The 12,332-nt window shown below is 69.8% G+C and carries 13 protein-coding genes; 6 read left to right on the forward strand and 7 right to left on the reverse strand.

The window, feature by feature from the left end; genetic code table 11:
* The first annotated feature begins 273 nt into the window (after positions 1–273).
* Positions 274–591 (forward strand): STAS domain-containing protein, encoded by a 318-nt coding sequence (locus tag ACFVJX_RS32870; protein ID WP_384136541.1) that lies wholly within the window; start codon positions 274–276, stop codon positions 589–591.
* 57 nt (positions 592–648) lie between these two features.
* Here ACFVJX_RS32870 and ACFVJX_RS32875 read toward each other — a convergent pair whose 3' ends face one another.
* The 3 genes from ACFVJX_RS32875 to ACFVJX_RS32885 all read right to left on the reverse strand — a co-directional run bounded on the left by ACFVJX_RS32875 (position 649) and on the right by ACFVJX_RS32885 (position 3,922).
* On the reverse strand, positions 649–1,641 hold the full coding sequence (locus ACFVJX_RS32875) for a sigma-70 family RNA polymerase sigma factor (RefSeq protein ID WP_384136539.1): 993 nt from the start codon (positions 1,639–1,641) through the stop codon (positions 649–651).
* Positions 1,642–1,755: 114 nt separating this feature from the next.
* On the reverse strand, positions 1,756–2,463 hold the full coding sequence (locus ACFVJX_RS32880) for a L,D-transpeptidase (protein WP_384136545.1): 708 nt from the start codon (positions 2,461–2,463) through the stop codon (positions 1,756–1,758).
* 139 nt (positions 2,464–2,602) lie between these two features.
* On the reverse strand, positions 2,603–3,922 hold the full coding sequence (locus ACFVJX_RS32885; RefSeq protein ID WP_384136537.1) for an MFS transporter: 1,320 nt from the start codon (positions 3,920–3,922) through the stop codon (positions 2,603–2,605).
* 63 nt (positions 3,923–3,985) lie between these two features.
* Here ACFVJX_RS32885 and ACFVJX_RS32890 point away from each other — a divergent pair, with 63 nt between their 5' ends.
* The gene (locus ACFVJX_RS32890; RefSeq protein ID WP_384136535.1) at positions 3,986–4,939 is read left to right on the forward strand and encodes a LysR family transcriptional regulator; all 954 of its coding nucleotides are present in this window, start codon (positions 3,986–3,988) and stop codon (positions 4,937–4,939) included.
* A 9-nt stretch (positions 4,940–4,948) separates the two neighbouring features.
* Here the strand turns inward: ACFVJX_RS32890 and ACFVJX_RS32895 are convergent, their stop codons facing one another.
* On the reverse strand, positions 4,949–5,140 hold the full coding sequence (locus ACFVJX_RS32895; protein WP_384136533.1) for a DUF397 domain-containing protein: 192 nt from the start codon (positions 5,138–5,140) through the stop codon (positions 4,949–4,951).
* Positions 5,137–5,985 (reverse strand): helix-turn-helix domain-containing protein, encoded by an 849-nt coding sequence (locus ACFVJX_RS32900; protein ID WP_384136543.1) that lies wholly within the window; start codon positions 5,983–5,985, stop codon positions 5,137–5,139. The genes ACFVJX_RS32895 and ACFVJX_RS32900 overlap by 4 nt, the downstream gene beginning before the upstream one ends.
* Before the next feature lie 144 nt (positions 5,986–6,129).
* Here ACFVJX_RS32900 and ACFVJX_RS32905 point away from each other — a divergent pair, with 144 nt between their 5' ends.
* On the forward strand, positions 6,130–6,576 hold the full coding sequence (locus tag ACFVJX_RS32905; RefSeq protein WP_384136531.1) for an ATP-binding protein: 447 nt from the start codon (positions 6,130–6,132) through the stop codon (positions 6,574–6,576).
* A gap of 143 nt (positions 6,577–6,719) precedes the next feature.
* Here ACFVJX_RS32905 and ACFVJX_RS32910 read toward each other — a convergent pair whose 3' ends face one another.
* A complete protein-coding gene (locus ACFVJX_RS32910) occupies positions 6,720–8,363 on the reverse strand; it encodes a hypothetical protein (protein WP_384136529.1) in 1,644 nt (547 codons plus the stop codon).
* A gap of 438 nt (positions 8,364–8,801) precedes the next feature.
* Between ACFVJX_RS32910 and ACFVJX_RS32915 the strand changes: the two genes are divergently transcribed.
* On the forward strand, positions 8,802–9,581 hold the full coding sequence (locus tag ACFVJX_RS32915; protein ID WP_384136528.1) for a hypothetical protein: 780 nt from the start codon (positions 8,802–8,804) through the stop codon (positions 9,579–9,581).
* A 221-nt stretch (positions 9,582–9,802) separates the two neighbouring features.
* On the opposite strand, the gene ACFVJX_RS32920 is transcribed toward ACFVJX_RS32915, so the two are convergent.
* Positions 9,803–10,564 carry an alpha/beta hydrolase family protein gene (locus ACFVJX_RS32920; RefSeq protein ID WP_384136526.1) on the reverse strand — a complete coding sequence of 254 codons (762 nt, stop codon included), beginning with the start codon at positions 10,562–10,564 and terminating at the stop codon, positions 9,803–9,805.
* 113 nt (positions 10,565–10,677) lie between these two features.
* Here ACFVJX_RS32920 and ACFVJX_RS32925 point away from each other — a divergent pair, with 113 nt between their 5' ends.
* Positions 10,678–11,832 carry an adenosine deaminase gene (locus ACFVJX_RS32925; protein WP_384136525.1) on the forward strand — a complete coding sequence of 385 codons (1,155 nt, stop codon included), beginning with the start codon at positions 10,678–10,680 and terminating at the stop codon, positions 11,830–11,832.
* 135 nt (positions 11,833–11,967) lie between these two features.
* Entirely contained in the window at positions 11,968–12,282 is a 315-nt protein-coding gene (locus tag ACFVJX_RS32930; RefSeq protein WP_384136523.1) for a hypothetical protein, read from the forward strand.
* The last annotated feature ends 50 nt before the right edge of the window (positions 12,283–12,332 follow it).

The raw sequence follows: 12,332 nt of genomic DNA on the forward strand, positions 1-12,332 counted from the left end.
GACTGTTTCACCCGTATAGAGGGGGGATTCGATCGGGAGGGTTCACAGGAAGCGCACAGATGACCGGAGTTGGCGGATCTCCATCGGTGGCCGACCGGCCCCGCGCCATGGGCGAACGGTCTTCACGAGGGCGTCCGGGGAGACACACGGGCTGCTCGTGGCACCCGGGCGCCCCGAGCGGCCGGCGGAGAACCCCCGGGGGCCGGCGAGACGCGGAGGAACCGTGGGGAGATGAGTTTCGGCCGCCGGACCGGTCTCCCTGATGTGGATGCCATGACCCCGATCGTTCTCGTCGTCTCCGGACGCGTGACCCGGGCCGCCGTTCCCGGGCTCTGCGCCGAGCTGGAGGCGTTGCTGATCAACGATCCGGGGGCACCCTCGGTGGACTGCGACGTGGGCGGGCTCGTCCAACCGGATCTGGCCGCCGTGGAGGCGATCGTCCGGCTGGCGCTGGTGGCCCGCAGATCACGCGGCCGACGGCTGCGCTTGTGCGGGACACCGCCCGAACTCCGGCTGCTGCTCGATCTGGTGGGCCTGGACGCGGTGACCGGCCTCACCGGCCAAGAGGCCACGCGGCGCGTTCCGGAGTGAGCGGAAGCCTCCCCCCGCACGCGTCAGGACGCGTCCGGACGTCCCCCGGACGCAGGCTCACGCCCCATCGGCCTCCAGGCGGTCAGGCAGGCCGAACAGCGGGAACCAGCGCGGGGTGTCCAGGAAGCAGTGCATACCGGTGATCGCACCGTCCGAGATGTCGATGACCTGCACCGCCCACGGCACGAACCCCGGCCCCTCCGGATCCGGCTTGTAGTGCGCGAAGGCCGGGGTGCCGTTCGCCGACGTCGCGACCAGCCGGGAGCCCGCGCAGGCCGCACCGAACGACGTCATGAACCCGGTGATGTCGTCGTGTCCCCGCAGCCAGAGGTCGAACGGCGGCATGGTCATCACGGCGTCCTCATGGAGCAGCGCCGTCAGCGCCGCCATGTCGTACCCCTCGAAGGCGGCCACATACCGCTCCAGGAGCTTGCGCTGCTCCTCGTCGAGCGGATCGGCGGCGTCGGCGGCCGCGCCCCGGTGGTCGTTGAGCGTCGCCCGCGCGCGCTGGAGGGCGCTGTTGACCGAGGCGACCGAGGTGTCGAGGAGCTCCGCGACCTCGCTCGCCTTCCACGCGAGCACCTCGCGCAGGATGAGCACGGCCCGCTGCTTGGGCGGCAGATGCTGCAACGCGGCGACGAACGCGAGCCGCACCGACTCGCGCGCCACCGCCGCCTCGGCCGGGTCGGCGACCGACGGCAGGATCCGCCCGTCCGGCATCGGCTCCAGCCAGACGTTCTCCGGCAGCGGGTTGAGCGCGGCCTGCGCCAGCGGCGTCGGGCCGGACAGATCGACGGGCCTGGCCCGCTTGTTGCCCGCGTTCAGCATGTCGAGACAGACGTTCGTCGCGATGCGGTACAGCCAGGACCGCAGCGAGGAGCGGCCCTCGAACTTGTCGAAGCTCCGCCAGGCACGCACCAGCGTGTCCTGGACCGCGTCCTCCGCCTCGAAGGCCGAGCCGAGCATCCGGTAGCAGAAGCCGGTCAGCTCGACCCGGTGCCCCTCCAGACGACTGTCGATGTCGCCCGCCGTCGCCGTCAGATCACTCATCGCTTCGCTCCGCCCCTGTCGCGCCCTGTCGCGCCGTGACACCGCTCACTTCCATCAGCCCTTCGGAAGCTACCGCAGGGGACTGACAACGGGGGTGGGAAGGGCGGAAAGCGGTCAGGTCCCGAGCTTGCGCCCGTACACGTACACGTCGTCGCCGTTCTTCAACAGGTTCCAGTATGACTTCGCGTCGGCGGTGCGCATGTTGACGCAACCGTGCGAGCCCGGCGGGTTCCACATCTTCACGCCCACCGCGTGGAAGGCCTGCCCGCCGTCGAAGAACTGGGAGTACGGCATCGACACGTGGTAGATCGACGAGACGTGGTTCTTGTGCTTCCAGTAGATCTTCTTCGCCCCGGTGCGGGTCTCGTACCCGTCCCGCCCGGTCCGCACGGGCACGGGCCCGAACTTCAGCTTGCCGCCGTCCTGGATCCAGCTGATCTGCCGCGTGAGGTCCACGCACGCGATGCGCCCCTTGTCGGTGGGGCACTTCCCCGCCTTGTTCGGGTTCTTCCCGGCGGCCTTCTGGGCGGTGAGCGTCTGCATGGTGCGCCAGGTGACGGGCCCGGCGTAGCCGATGGCGGGGGTGACCCCGTAGGTGTTCTGGAACGACCGGATCGCCACACAGTCGGCGGCGGACTGCTTGCCGTCCGCGGTCCGGTGCAGGTACTTCTCGACCTGCTTCTGGTACGGCCCCTTGGAGGCCGTGCAGGAAGCCGCCTGTGCGGTGCCGCCGGTGCCGAGTACGAACGCCGGTATCGCGGTCAGGCCCGCGACGGACAGTACGAGCCCGCGCCGCACCCGTATGCCCTGAATGTTCTTCATGTTCCCTGTGGCTCTCATGTGCGCCAACTCCCCTTCGCGCGCAGTGCGGTGTTTCCGCCTGCTAGACGCGCGTGGGGGAGTGGTTGGTTGTGCGCTGTATGTCTCAGTTCGGTATGTCTCGGTTCCGGCTCTCCACGTCTCAGTTCTGGACGGCCGGCACCGCGGCCGGCCGGTGCCGCTCGATGCGCGCCGCCCGCGTCCCGTACAGGGTGATCGAGACGACACCGAGCACCGCGAGCAGTCCCAGCGTGACCGTGCCCGCCCAGCCACCGGCGTGGAAGGCGACCGCGCCGAGCGTGCCGCCCGCGCTGGAGCCGAGGTAGTACGCCGACTGGTAGAGCGCCGACGCCTGGGCCCGGCCCCTGGTCGCCGTACGGCTCACGGACGAGGAGGCCACCGCGTGCCCCGCGAAGAAGCCCGCGGTGATCAGGACGAGACCGAGCAGCACCGCCACCAGCTGGTCGGCGAGCGAGAGCAGCAGACCGGCGGCCGTGGTGGAGACGGCGAGGTACAGCGCACCCCGGCGCCCCGTCCGCGCGACGAGCTTCCCCGCCGCGGCGGAGGAGACCGTACCGACCAGGTAGACCAGGAAGATCGAGCCGACGACACCCTGCGGGAGGTTGAACGGCGCCTCGACGAGCCGGTACCCGATCACCGTGTAGACAGCCCCGAACACCGTCATGAACAGTGCGCCGATCGCGTACAGCCGGCGCAGCAGCGGATCGGCGAGGTGCCCGCCGACGGTCTTCGCCAGTGCCTTCGGGTTCAGCGTGCCGGGCGTGAAGTGCCGCGCCCTGGGGATCATGAAGTGGAAGACGACGGCGCAGACCACGGCCAGCAGACCGACCGAGGCGAGCGCGGCCCGCCAGCCCCACAGCTGGGCGACCCAGCCGGTGAGGATACGGCCGCTCATCCCGCCGATGCTGTTACCGGCCACGAACAGCCCGATCGCCGCGACCAGTGCCTTGGGCCGCACCTCCTCCGCGAGATACGCCATCGCGGAAGCCGGCAGCCCGGCCAGAGCGGCACCCTGCACGGCACGCAGCGCGATCAGCCAGCCCAGCGACGGTGCGAACGGCACGAACAGTCCGACCACCACGGCGACCACCAGCGAGGCGGTCATCATCTGCCGCCGCCCGAACCGCTCGGAGAGCGCACTCATCGGCAGTACGCAGAGCGCCAGCGCACCCGTCGCCGCCGAGACCGTCCAGCTCGCCTGCCCGGCGGTGGCGCCGAAGGAGGCGGAGACGGCGGGCAGCAGGGCCTGGGTGGAGTAGAGGAGCGCGAACGTCGCGACACCGGCGGAGAAGAGGGCGAAACTCATCCGGCGGTAGCCGGGCCCACCGGGTTCGAGCCGGTCCGCGGTGGCGGTCTCGGCTGCGGTGGCGGGGCGTACGGGGGACGGCTGGGGCGAGGCGGCCACGACGACGGTGGACGCCCCGGTACTGGCGGGAGGCATGCAAAGAACGTAGGCCGCCCCCTGTTCATGCGTCCAATGCACAAACCCCCGATAATCAATCCCATGGCGCATCAACGCAGCTCACAGCCACGGCTGTCACCAAGCAGTTACGAAGAAGACATCCGCGCCGTCCTCGCGCCGCGCCTCGCCTACTTCGAGGCGGTGGCCCGCCACGAGCATGTGACGCGCGCCGCACACGAACTGGGCGTCCCGCAGTCCACGCTCTCGCGGGCGATGGTCAGGCTGGAACAGGATCTCGGGGTGGCCCTCTTCGCCCGCAAGGGCCGCACCGTCTCCCTCACCCCCGCCGGCCGCACCTTCCTCGGCTCGGCGGAACGCGCACTCGCCGAGGTGGAGAAGGCCGCCGACTCGGTACGGGCGGACGCCGACCCCACCGCGGGCAGGGTCGCCTTCGGCTTCCTCCACACGATGGGCTCGGAAACGGTCCCCGCCCTGATCCGCGCCTTCCGCGCGGACCACCCCCGGGTCCGCTTCCAGCTCGTCCAGAACTACGGCGAGGCCATGATCGAACGCCTCCGCGCGGGCGGCCTCGACCTCTGCCTCACCTCACCCGTCCCGGACGCCCCCGACCTGGTCGCCCGGCGCCTGGACGAACAACGCCTGCGCCTGGTCGTCCCCGACGACCACCGCCTGGCCACCCGCCGCCGCATCCGCCTGGCGGAGGCCGCCGACGAAACCTTCGTCACCCTGGAACCCGGCTACGGCCTGCGCCGCATCACGGACGACCTCTGCGCGGAGGCGGGCTTCGTCCCCCGCGTCGCCTTCGAGGGCGAGGAGGCGGAAACCCTGCGCGGCCTGGTGGCGGCCGGCCTGGGCGTGGCCCTGCTCCCACCTCCGGCGGTGGCCCGCCCGGGGGTGGTCGAGCTGACGGTGACGGCCCCGCGGGCCGCCCGGGAGATCGGCGTGGCCTGGCTGGACGGCCACCCGGACACCCCGCCGGTGGCGGCGTTCAAGAAGTTCCTGCTGTCGCGGCGGGGACACCTGCTGCCGGACTGAGGGGTCAGGTCAGGGGGTGGGAGTGGCCGCGTAGGCGGTGAAGTCCGACCACGCGGTGGCGGAGACGGTGAACGGGCTGCGGCCGGTGTCCTTGGAGTCGCGGACGTGGACGTGCGCGGCGTGGCGGGCGACCTCGATGCAGTTGTCGCCGTCGCCGCCGCTGTAGCTGCTCTTGAACCAGTTCAGCTCTGTGGTGGTCATAGCGCTCCTCGCATCTGTTCCAGCAAGCTCACCGTCGCCCGGCAATCCAGGGCCTGGGAACGCAGCTTGCCATAGCGTTGGAGCAGGATGCTCACTTCACCCGGAGCGGTGATCAGAGCGCTGGAACGGTGTCCCTCGGTGTAGCCGAACCACTGGTTGTCCGGGCTCTCGGCCAGGTACAACTGTCCGTCGCTTCCCGTGTGATCCTCTTGCCTCAGCGGCATGATCTGGATCTCAACATTTGTGTACCTGCTCAGGTTCAGCAGGTGGTCGATGACGACCCGGGTCACGTCTGGGCCGCCGACGTGACGCTCCAGAACGCACTGCTCGATGACGAAGCTGAACGCGGTGTTGGGGTGCTCCGTCAGGAGCCTCTGCCGTTCTAGCCTGGCCGACACCTGTCGTCCGATCTGTGTCTCGGTCAGCGGCGGGAGCCGACGTTCAAACACCGCTCGGATGTATGCCTCCGGCTGCAACAGCCCCGGAATCCCCCGGCACTCATACGCGTACAGCGTGATCGCCTCTTCCTCGATCCCCGACCACTGCAGGAACCATGAGGCCAGGCCCGCCTTACGTCGCAGGCTCCGCGCAGCTGCCGTGAGGACCTTCCCCGCGACGGGCCCCAGCGCCTCAGCTGCCCTGTCCGGGAGTGAGTCCGGCGGGAACCGCTTACCCTGCTCGATCTTGGCGATGTAGGCCGGCGAGTAGCGAACCCGGGGCGCGAGCTCCTCCTGGGTGAGGCCCGCGGTCTCGCGCAGGGCCTTCAGAACGGCGCCGAACGTCCTGAGGCCGTCGGAGAGTTCGGGCTCGCTACTCGCCATGGTGCTGTCGTGGTCCGCCGTCATCGCCGCCCCGTTCTCCACGCATCGATCAACGCGACCATGATTACGGACGGTTACCCACCCCGTCCAGAGGGTCAACCCATACAAGGGAATCTGTATGGGCGTCGTTCCTGCTGGGAGCGGGGAGAGAGGCGGAAAGCTGGACTCATGACAGCAATGCAAGCCCAACCGCCCGTCACGGCACGTGTGTTCGTCCAGAGGTGCTCGGCCACCCGCCTCGGCGCCACCCTGGCGCGCCGCCTGGCCGTCTGGAAGCTCGACACCTGGGGGATTCCGTACGGCACCCCGCTCTCCGACGACGTGGCCGTGCTCGTGGCGGAACTCGCGGCCAACGCGGTCCTGCACGGACGCGTGCCCGGGCGCGACTTCGAGTTGCGGCTCGGATACGCGTACGGGACCGGCGTCGTACGGATCGAGGTTTCCGACACCCACGAGCACCGGCCCGAGCCGGCCGTCGTCGAGCGGCCCGACGCGGACGCCGACGGCGGCCGGGGCCTTCTGATCGTCGAGGCCGTCGCCGCTCGCTGGGGAGTGAGCGACCGGGTGGGGCCGGGCAAGACGGTCTGGGCCGAGGCGGAATCAGGCGGGCAGTGAGCCCTCCTGTGCGCGGGGCGCAGCTCGCCACCCTTGTCCCTCGCGGCCCGTCCGAACCTGCGGCCCCGCATCTCGGCCACCCGGACCCATCGTGACGGCCGCTCTCGGCGAGCGCGTCCGGCCGGTCCGGGTGGCCAACCTCCCTACCGCTTGAAGGTCACCTCGTTGGAGTCCTTCTCGCGGTCGTACGTACCGGCGAAGCCCCAGTTCTTCCAGCCGCCGTCGCCGTTGTTGATGACGGTGCCGTTCTTGACGGAGAAGATGTCGACGCCGTCCACCACCGCGATGTGTTCCAGGCCCGACACCCCGGAGAACGACATGTCGTTGAAGTTCTTCACCGCGATGATGTTCGTGTCGGGGAAGGAGCGGCTGTACTCGTCGATCAGTGACTGGGTCAGCTCGGCGTCGTCGCCCGGCTTCTTGCCGGAGAAGTCGGTGCCGGGGTAGGTCCCCTCGGTGTACTTCGGTGCGCCGTCGTTGAAGTTGACCGACTCCGTGCCGGTGGAGGTGGAGTCGGCGTCCAGGTCGGCGGGTTCCGGCTGCTCGAAGGTGGCTTCCTTGCCGTCGCGGGTGGCGTCGCCGTAGTAGGCCCAGTTGGTGTAGCCGCCGTCGCCGTCGTTGCTGAACTTGCCCTTGTCGAAGACGTAGACGTCGAACACCGCACGGCCCGATGCGATGTCGTTGCCCGTCTCCTCGTCGTGGTACTCGGGGGAGTTCAGCCGGAAGCGGCTCTCGTTGATGAACGAGTCGGGCTTGTCGACCCAGTGCGAGGACTGCTCGGAGTGCATCGCGACCACGTTGTAATCGGGGTAGCAGCGCCGCATGTCGTTCACGAGCATCCGGACCGCCTGGGCCGAACCCTCGTTGTCCAGCGGGGAGTACGTGTTGTAGTAGCGGCTCCGGTCGGGCGGTTCCTGGCCCTCGATCTGGCAGCCCGGGTCGCCGGGCTTCCAGTCCTTCTTGCGCTTGGGGCGGGGCGGGTTGTCGAACGTGACCGTGCGCTTGTCGTCGCTGATGTCGTAGTAGCCCTTGAACGCGCGGTTCTTCCAGCCGAGGTCCGCGTCGTCGGCCCAGGTGAACTTGCCGGTCTTGAAGGCGTAGACGCGGTACGTCGTGCCGCTGATCTCCACGGTCGAGATCATGGCGGCGCCGTCCATCTCCTGGAGGTTCCCCTCGTGCGGCTGCGCGATGACGATGTTGTAGTCGGGGAGGCAGTAGGAGAGGTCGTCCAGGGCCGCCTTGACGCGCTTCTCCTTGTTCTTCTCGTTGTTGACCTTGTCGATGATGAAGTTGACCAGGTACGAGTACCCCCAGGCCGCCGCCGTGCTGGTGGGGCCGTTGCCGGGGACGGAGACCTTCGAGTTGGAGGATCGTTCCCGGGGCTCGAAGCACAGACTGGGGAGCGCGTTGCCCTTGTGGTCGTCGGTCTTGCCGTCGGGCTTGTCGCCGTCGTCGTCGCCGGGCTTGCCGCCCGGAACGCCACCGGTGTCGCCGGCCTGGTCGTCGGGGGCGCTGGCGGGCTCGACGTGTTCGTCCGGGTCTGCCTTGTCGGGCTTGCCGCCGTCGTCCTCGACAGCGTTGTCATCGGCGCATTCGCCGCCGCCACCCGTTGTCGCGGCGATGCGGCAGATCTGCACGTGCGCGGAGCTGGTGATGTCGCCTCCGACGGTGGCGGCCACGATCCCGCCGATCACCGCTACGACAACGCCCAGCAGGGCCAGGTATTCGATCGCCGACTGCCCCGTGCTCGTGCGTACGCCCTGGCGTACCCGTTCTCTGCTGCTCACGTCTCACCTCGTCGTGGCTCGCCCCCGAGGAACCGGGGGGCGGCAGCCCGCCGGGATACGAACGTAGCGACGAGGTAGGGACCCACTGACAGTGTCCAAAGGCCCATGGTGGGGCCCAAATCGGTGAGTGGGCCTTAGCGGGCGTGGTGACACCGCGAAGCGGGCGCCGGGCCCGGCCGTTCGGAGGGTGCTCGAACGTGGCCCTGGGCGCAGCCGGGCCACCGGGTGGAGAGCGGCTCGCTTCCCTGGCCCAATCGGTGCAGTCCCGAGGCGATGCAGTTTCGTCATGGGGCGGCCTCGGGTGCGTCATGATCATCCCGATGGTGTCATGGCCTTGTAACTGCGCTTCTCTGCCGGTCACGTCGTCGGGCAAGGTGGTGGTTGATCAAGCATGCGACCGGTTGGCCGCATTGTTGCTACCAGTCGAGGGAACCCATCATGCTTCGCAGCCACCGCCGCAAGACCACGCTCACCACCACTGCACTGCTGGCTACGGCGCTGCTCCTCACGGCCTGTCAGGACGGGAACGAGGAGGACGCCGCTGCGTCGAACAGCCCCGCGGTGTCGGATTCCGCGGTCAAGGGCGAGTCCGGCGGCAAGGACAGCGCCACCGCGCAGCCGGACAAGGCCTCGGGTGGCAAGGTGACCGGCAGCTGGACCGGCACGGTCTCCTTCATGGCGTCGGGCAAGTACATGGTGACCCGCAAGGGTGGCACGGGGCAGGCGTTCTTCACCTCGGAGGACACCGACATCGAGGGTGCGGGCAAGATCTGCGGCGACGCGGGCGGCCAGGCCGCGACGCCTTGCAGTGAGGACGAGCTGGAGGCCGCGTCCAAGAAGGGCTTCGGGGCCACGGTCCAGCTCAAGGACGGTGTGGCGGTGAGCATCATCGAGGACCACGCCGACAGCGGCGGCGGGACCGACAAGCCGGGCAGCGACGAGACGGCCGGGCTCGTCACCGGGACGCTCGGGTACATGGCGCCGGGCAAGTACATCCTGACGAAGCGGCTCGATGGCGGCTCCGACCGTTCGTTCTTCACCTCCGAGGACACCGCCATCAACGGCGCCGGATGGATCTGCGGTGGCGAGGACCAGCAGTCCACGACGACGCCCTGCAGCGAGGACGACCTCGAGGCAGCCGCCAAGAAGGGCGGCATCATCGTCGTCGCCGACATCAAGGACGGCGTTGCCACCACCATCGACGAGAACCACAACTGATTCCGGCGGGTCCGGGCCTGCGTGGGGCGTGAGCCGGCGCAGGCCCGTTCCGCGTTCCGGCCCGGGTGCGCGACCGTGCGGTGGGCGGTCCGGGGGAGACCACTGCCTGAAGCGGTCGTGCACCGGGCGCAGTTGCGGACGTGGCCGTGCGTGACCCGAACGCGCCGCTCTCGTGCGCGTCCCCGGCAGGGCGGCCGGCCCGTTCGGGCCCGCCCGCCCCCTCAGCGCCTCAGCGACTTCCCGAACCCGGCGGCCAGGGGCATCCGCAGCCCCAGGGGCGGCGGGGCGGCCAGGGCGTCGGCCACCGGGCGGGCGTAGGCGTGGGCGAAGAGCGAGCCGAGGACGAAGTCCGCTGCCAGGGAGGTCACTTCCGCGTGGTGCTGGCGCAGGGCGTGGCCGTCGGAGTGGACCTCGAAGCGGCAGGTGTTGCGGTTGGACTTCTTGGCTCGTTCCGCGAGCCGGAAGGAGAGTTCGGGGTCGCAGCGGGCGTCGTTGGTGCCGTGCACCAGCAGGACCTGACGGCCGACCAGGTGCTTCACCGGCTCCGGTTCGGCGTCCGGGTCGCCGGGCAGCCACGGGGCCAGGGCGAGGACCGCGGCGACCGCCGGGTGGCCGCCCGCGCGGAGGGCGGCGCGGCCGCCCATGCCGTGGCCGGCCAGGCAGACGGGCACGTCGCCGTAGCGGCGTACCACCTCGTCCACCGCCCACTCCGCGTCACCCGCGAGACCGGCGTCCGTGGTGTTCCAGCCGCGCCCGCGGTAGCGGACGACGTGCGCGGTGAGGCCGTCGTCGCGGCCCGCGCGCGCCAGGGTGCGGGCCAGTGGGACCTGGCGGGCGTACGAGAGGGGGGAGGGGCGGCGATGTGAGTACGGCTCTCCGTCGGGGAGCAGCAGAACCACGCCGCCGACCGCGGTTGGTGCTCCGGCCGTCCTGACGGCCCGTCCCAGCCTCGCAGCAGGCAGGGGTAGTGCGCGCTGTGCCATGACGTAACAGTCTCAGAAGGACAGGTGTACGCCACCAGTATTCGCGGTCACTGTTACGCATCGGCAGCTCGCGCGCAGCGGCGCTCTACGCGCGTAGGCGTTAGAGTGCGTGGATGATGAGCCCGACCCTCAATGTGCCCGGCCAGGATCAGATCCGGCGTGCCCCCAAGGTCCTTCTCCACGACCACCTCGACGGCGGACTGCGCCCCGGGACGATCGTCGACCTCGCCGCGGCGAGCGGGTACGAAGGACTCCCGGAGAGCGAGCCGGACAAGCTCGGTGTCTGGTTCCGGGAAGCCGCCGACTCCGGGTCTCTGGAGCGGTACCTGGAGACGTTCGCGCACACCTGCGCCGTCATGCAGACCCGTGACGCGCTCGTCCGGGTCGCCGCCGAGTGCGCCGAGGACCTGGCCGCCGACGGTGTCGTGTACGCCGAGATCCGGTACGCCCCCGAGCAGCACCTGGAAGCCGGGCTGAGCCTCGAAGAGGTCGTCGAGGCGGTCAACGAGGGCTTCCGCGAGGGCGAGCGGCGGGCCCGCCGGGACGGCAACCGGATCAGGGTGGGTGCCCTGCTCACCGCGATGCGGCACGCCGCCCGGTCGCTGGAGATCGCCGAACTCGCCAACCGTTACCGGGAGCAGGGCGTCGTCGGCTTCGACATCGCCGGCGCCGAGGCCGGTTTCCCGCCCACCCGGCACCTCGACGCCTTCGAGTACCTCAAGCGCGAGAACAACCACTTCACCATCCACGCGGGCGAGGCCTTCGGGCTGCCGTCGATCTGGCAGGCCATCCAGTGGTGCGGCGCCGACCGGCTCGGCCACGGCGTCCGCATCATCGACGACATCGAGGTCGCCGATGACGGCAGCGTGAAGCTGGGGCGCCTCGCCTCCTACGTACGGGACAAGCGCATCCCGCTGGAGCTCTGCCCGACCTCCAACCTGCAGACCGGTGCCGCCGACTCGTACGCCGAGCACCCCATCGGGCTGCTGCGCAAGCTGCACTTCCGGGCCACCGTGAACACGGACAACCGGCTGATGAGCGGTACGAGCATGAGCCAGGAATTCGAGAAGCTGACCGAGACATTCGGATACACGCTCGACGACATGCAGTGGTTCACCGTCAATGCGATGAAATCAGCATTCATTCCTTTCGATGAACGTCTGGCGATGATCAGTGACGTGATCAAGCCCGGATATGCCGAGCTGAAGTCCGAATGGCTCTTCGAGCAGACCGCTGCGACCAGCGTTTCCACCTCGGTCGCCGGCTGATCGGGCACTCTGCGGTAAACGGCCGGGAAGGCGAATCCCGGCCGTTTTCGCGTGTTGTCGATGTTTGCGGGACGGGCATTGGGCTGACTACGTTGCAGAGCCGCTCACATCCCCTTCCCCAAGGATGAAATTCACATGAAGCAGTCTGCTGTCAGGACTCTCGGCGTCGCCGCTGTCGGTGCCGCTTTCGCCGCTGCCGCCGCGGGTACCGCCTCGGCCTCCGCGCTGCCGCTCGACACCGCGACCGGCGCCCTGCCCGTCGCCGGTGCGCTGGCGAACGCCACCTCGACCCTCCCGGTCCAGGACACCGCCACCGACCTCCTCGGCACCAGCCAGACGGAGGTCGTCAAGGACGTCACCGCCCCCGCCAAGGGCCTCCTCGGCGGTCTGCCCGCGGGTGGTCTGAACACCGGCGGTCTGTCGGCCAACGGCCTGCCGCTCGGCCGCTGAGAACCCGCACGACACGCGCCTGTGGGCGGGCACCCGACCGGGTGCCCGCC

The organism is Streptomyces sp. NPDC127177 (genome assembly GCF_042672475.1).
In the GTDB taxonomy this organism is placed as follows: Bacteria; Actinomycetota; Actinomycetes; order Streptomycetales; family Streptomycetaceae; genus Streptomyces.

Excerpts from the sequence above, each read along its gene's own strand:
- ACFVJX_RS32930 (WP_384136523.1), top strand. The coding sequence starts at position 11,968 with ATGAAGCAGTCTGCTGTCAGGACTCTCGGCGTCGCCGCTGTCGGTGCC.
- ACFVJX_RS32885 (WP_384136537.1), bottom strand. The coding sequence starts at position 3,922 with ATGCCTCCCGCCAGTACCGGGGCGTCCACCGTCGTCGTGGCCGCCTCG.
- ACFVJX_RS32915 (WP_384136528.1), top strand. The coding sequence starts at position 8,802 with ATGCTTCGCAGCCACCGCCGCAAGACCACGCTCACCACCACTGCACTG.
- ACFVJX_RS32870 (WP_384136541.1), top strand. The coding sequence starts at position 274 with ATGACCCCGATCGTTCTCGTCGTCTCCGGACGCGTGACCCGGGCCGCC.
- ACFVJX_RS32925 (WP_384136525.1), top strand. The coding sequence starts at position 10,678 with ATGATGAGCCCGACCCTCAATGTGCCCGGCCAGGATCAGATCCGGCGT.
- ACFVJX_RS32890 (WP_384136535.1), top strand. The coding sequence starts at position 3,986 with ATGGCGCATCAACGCAGCTCACAGCCACGGCTGTCACCAAGCAGTTAC.
- ACFVJX_RS32880 (WP_384136545.1), bottom strand. The coding sequence starts at position 2,463 with ATGAAGAACATTCAGGGCATACGGGTGCGGCGCGGGCTCGTACTGTCC.
- ACFVJX_RS32920 (WP_384136526.1), bottom strand. The coding sequence starts at position 10,564 with ATGGCACAGCGCGCACTACCCCTGCCTGCTGCGAGGCTGGGACGGGCC.
- ACFVJX_RS32900 (WP_384136543.1), bottom strand. The coding sequence starts at position 5,985 with ATGACGGCGGACCACGACAGCACCATGGCGAGTAGCGAGCCCGAACTC.
- ACFVJX_RS32875 (WP_384136539.1), bottom strand. The coding sequence starts at position 1,641 with ATGAGTGATCTGACGGCGACGGCGGGCGACATCGACAGTCGTCTGGAG.
- ACFVJX_RS32895 (WP_384136533.1), bottom strand. The coding sequence starts at position 5,140 with ATGACCACCACAGAGCTGAACTGGTTCAAGAGCAGCTACAGCGGCGGC.
- ACFVJX_RS32905 (WP_384136531.1), top strand. The coding sequence starts at position 6,130 with ATGACAGCAATGCAAGCCCAACCGCCCGTCACGGCACGTGTGTTCGTC.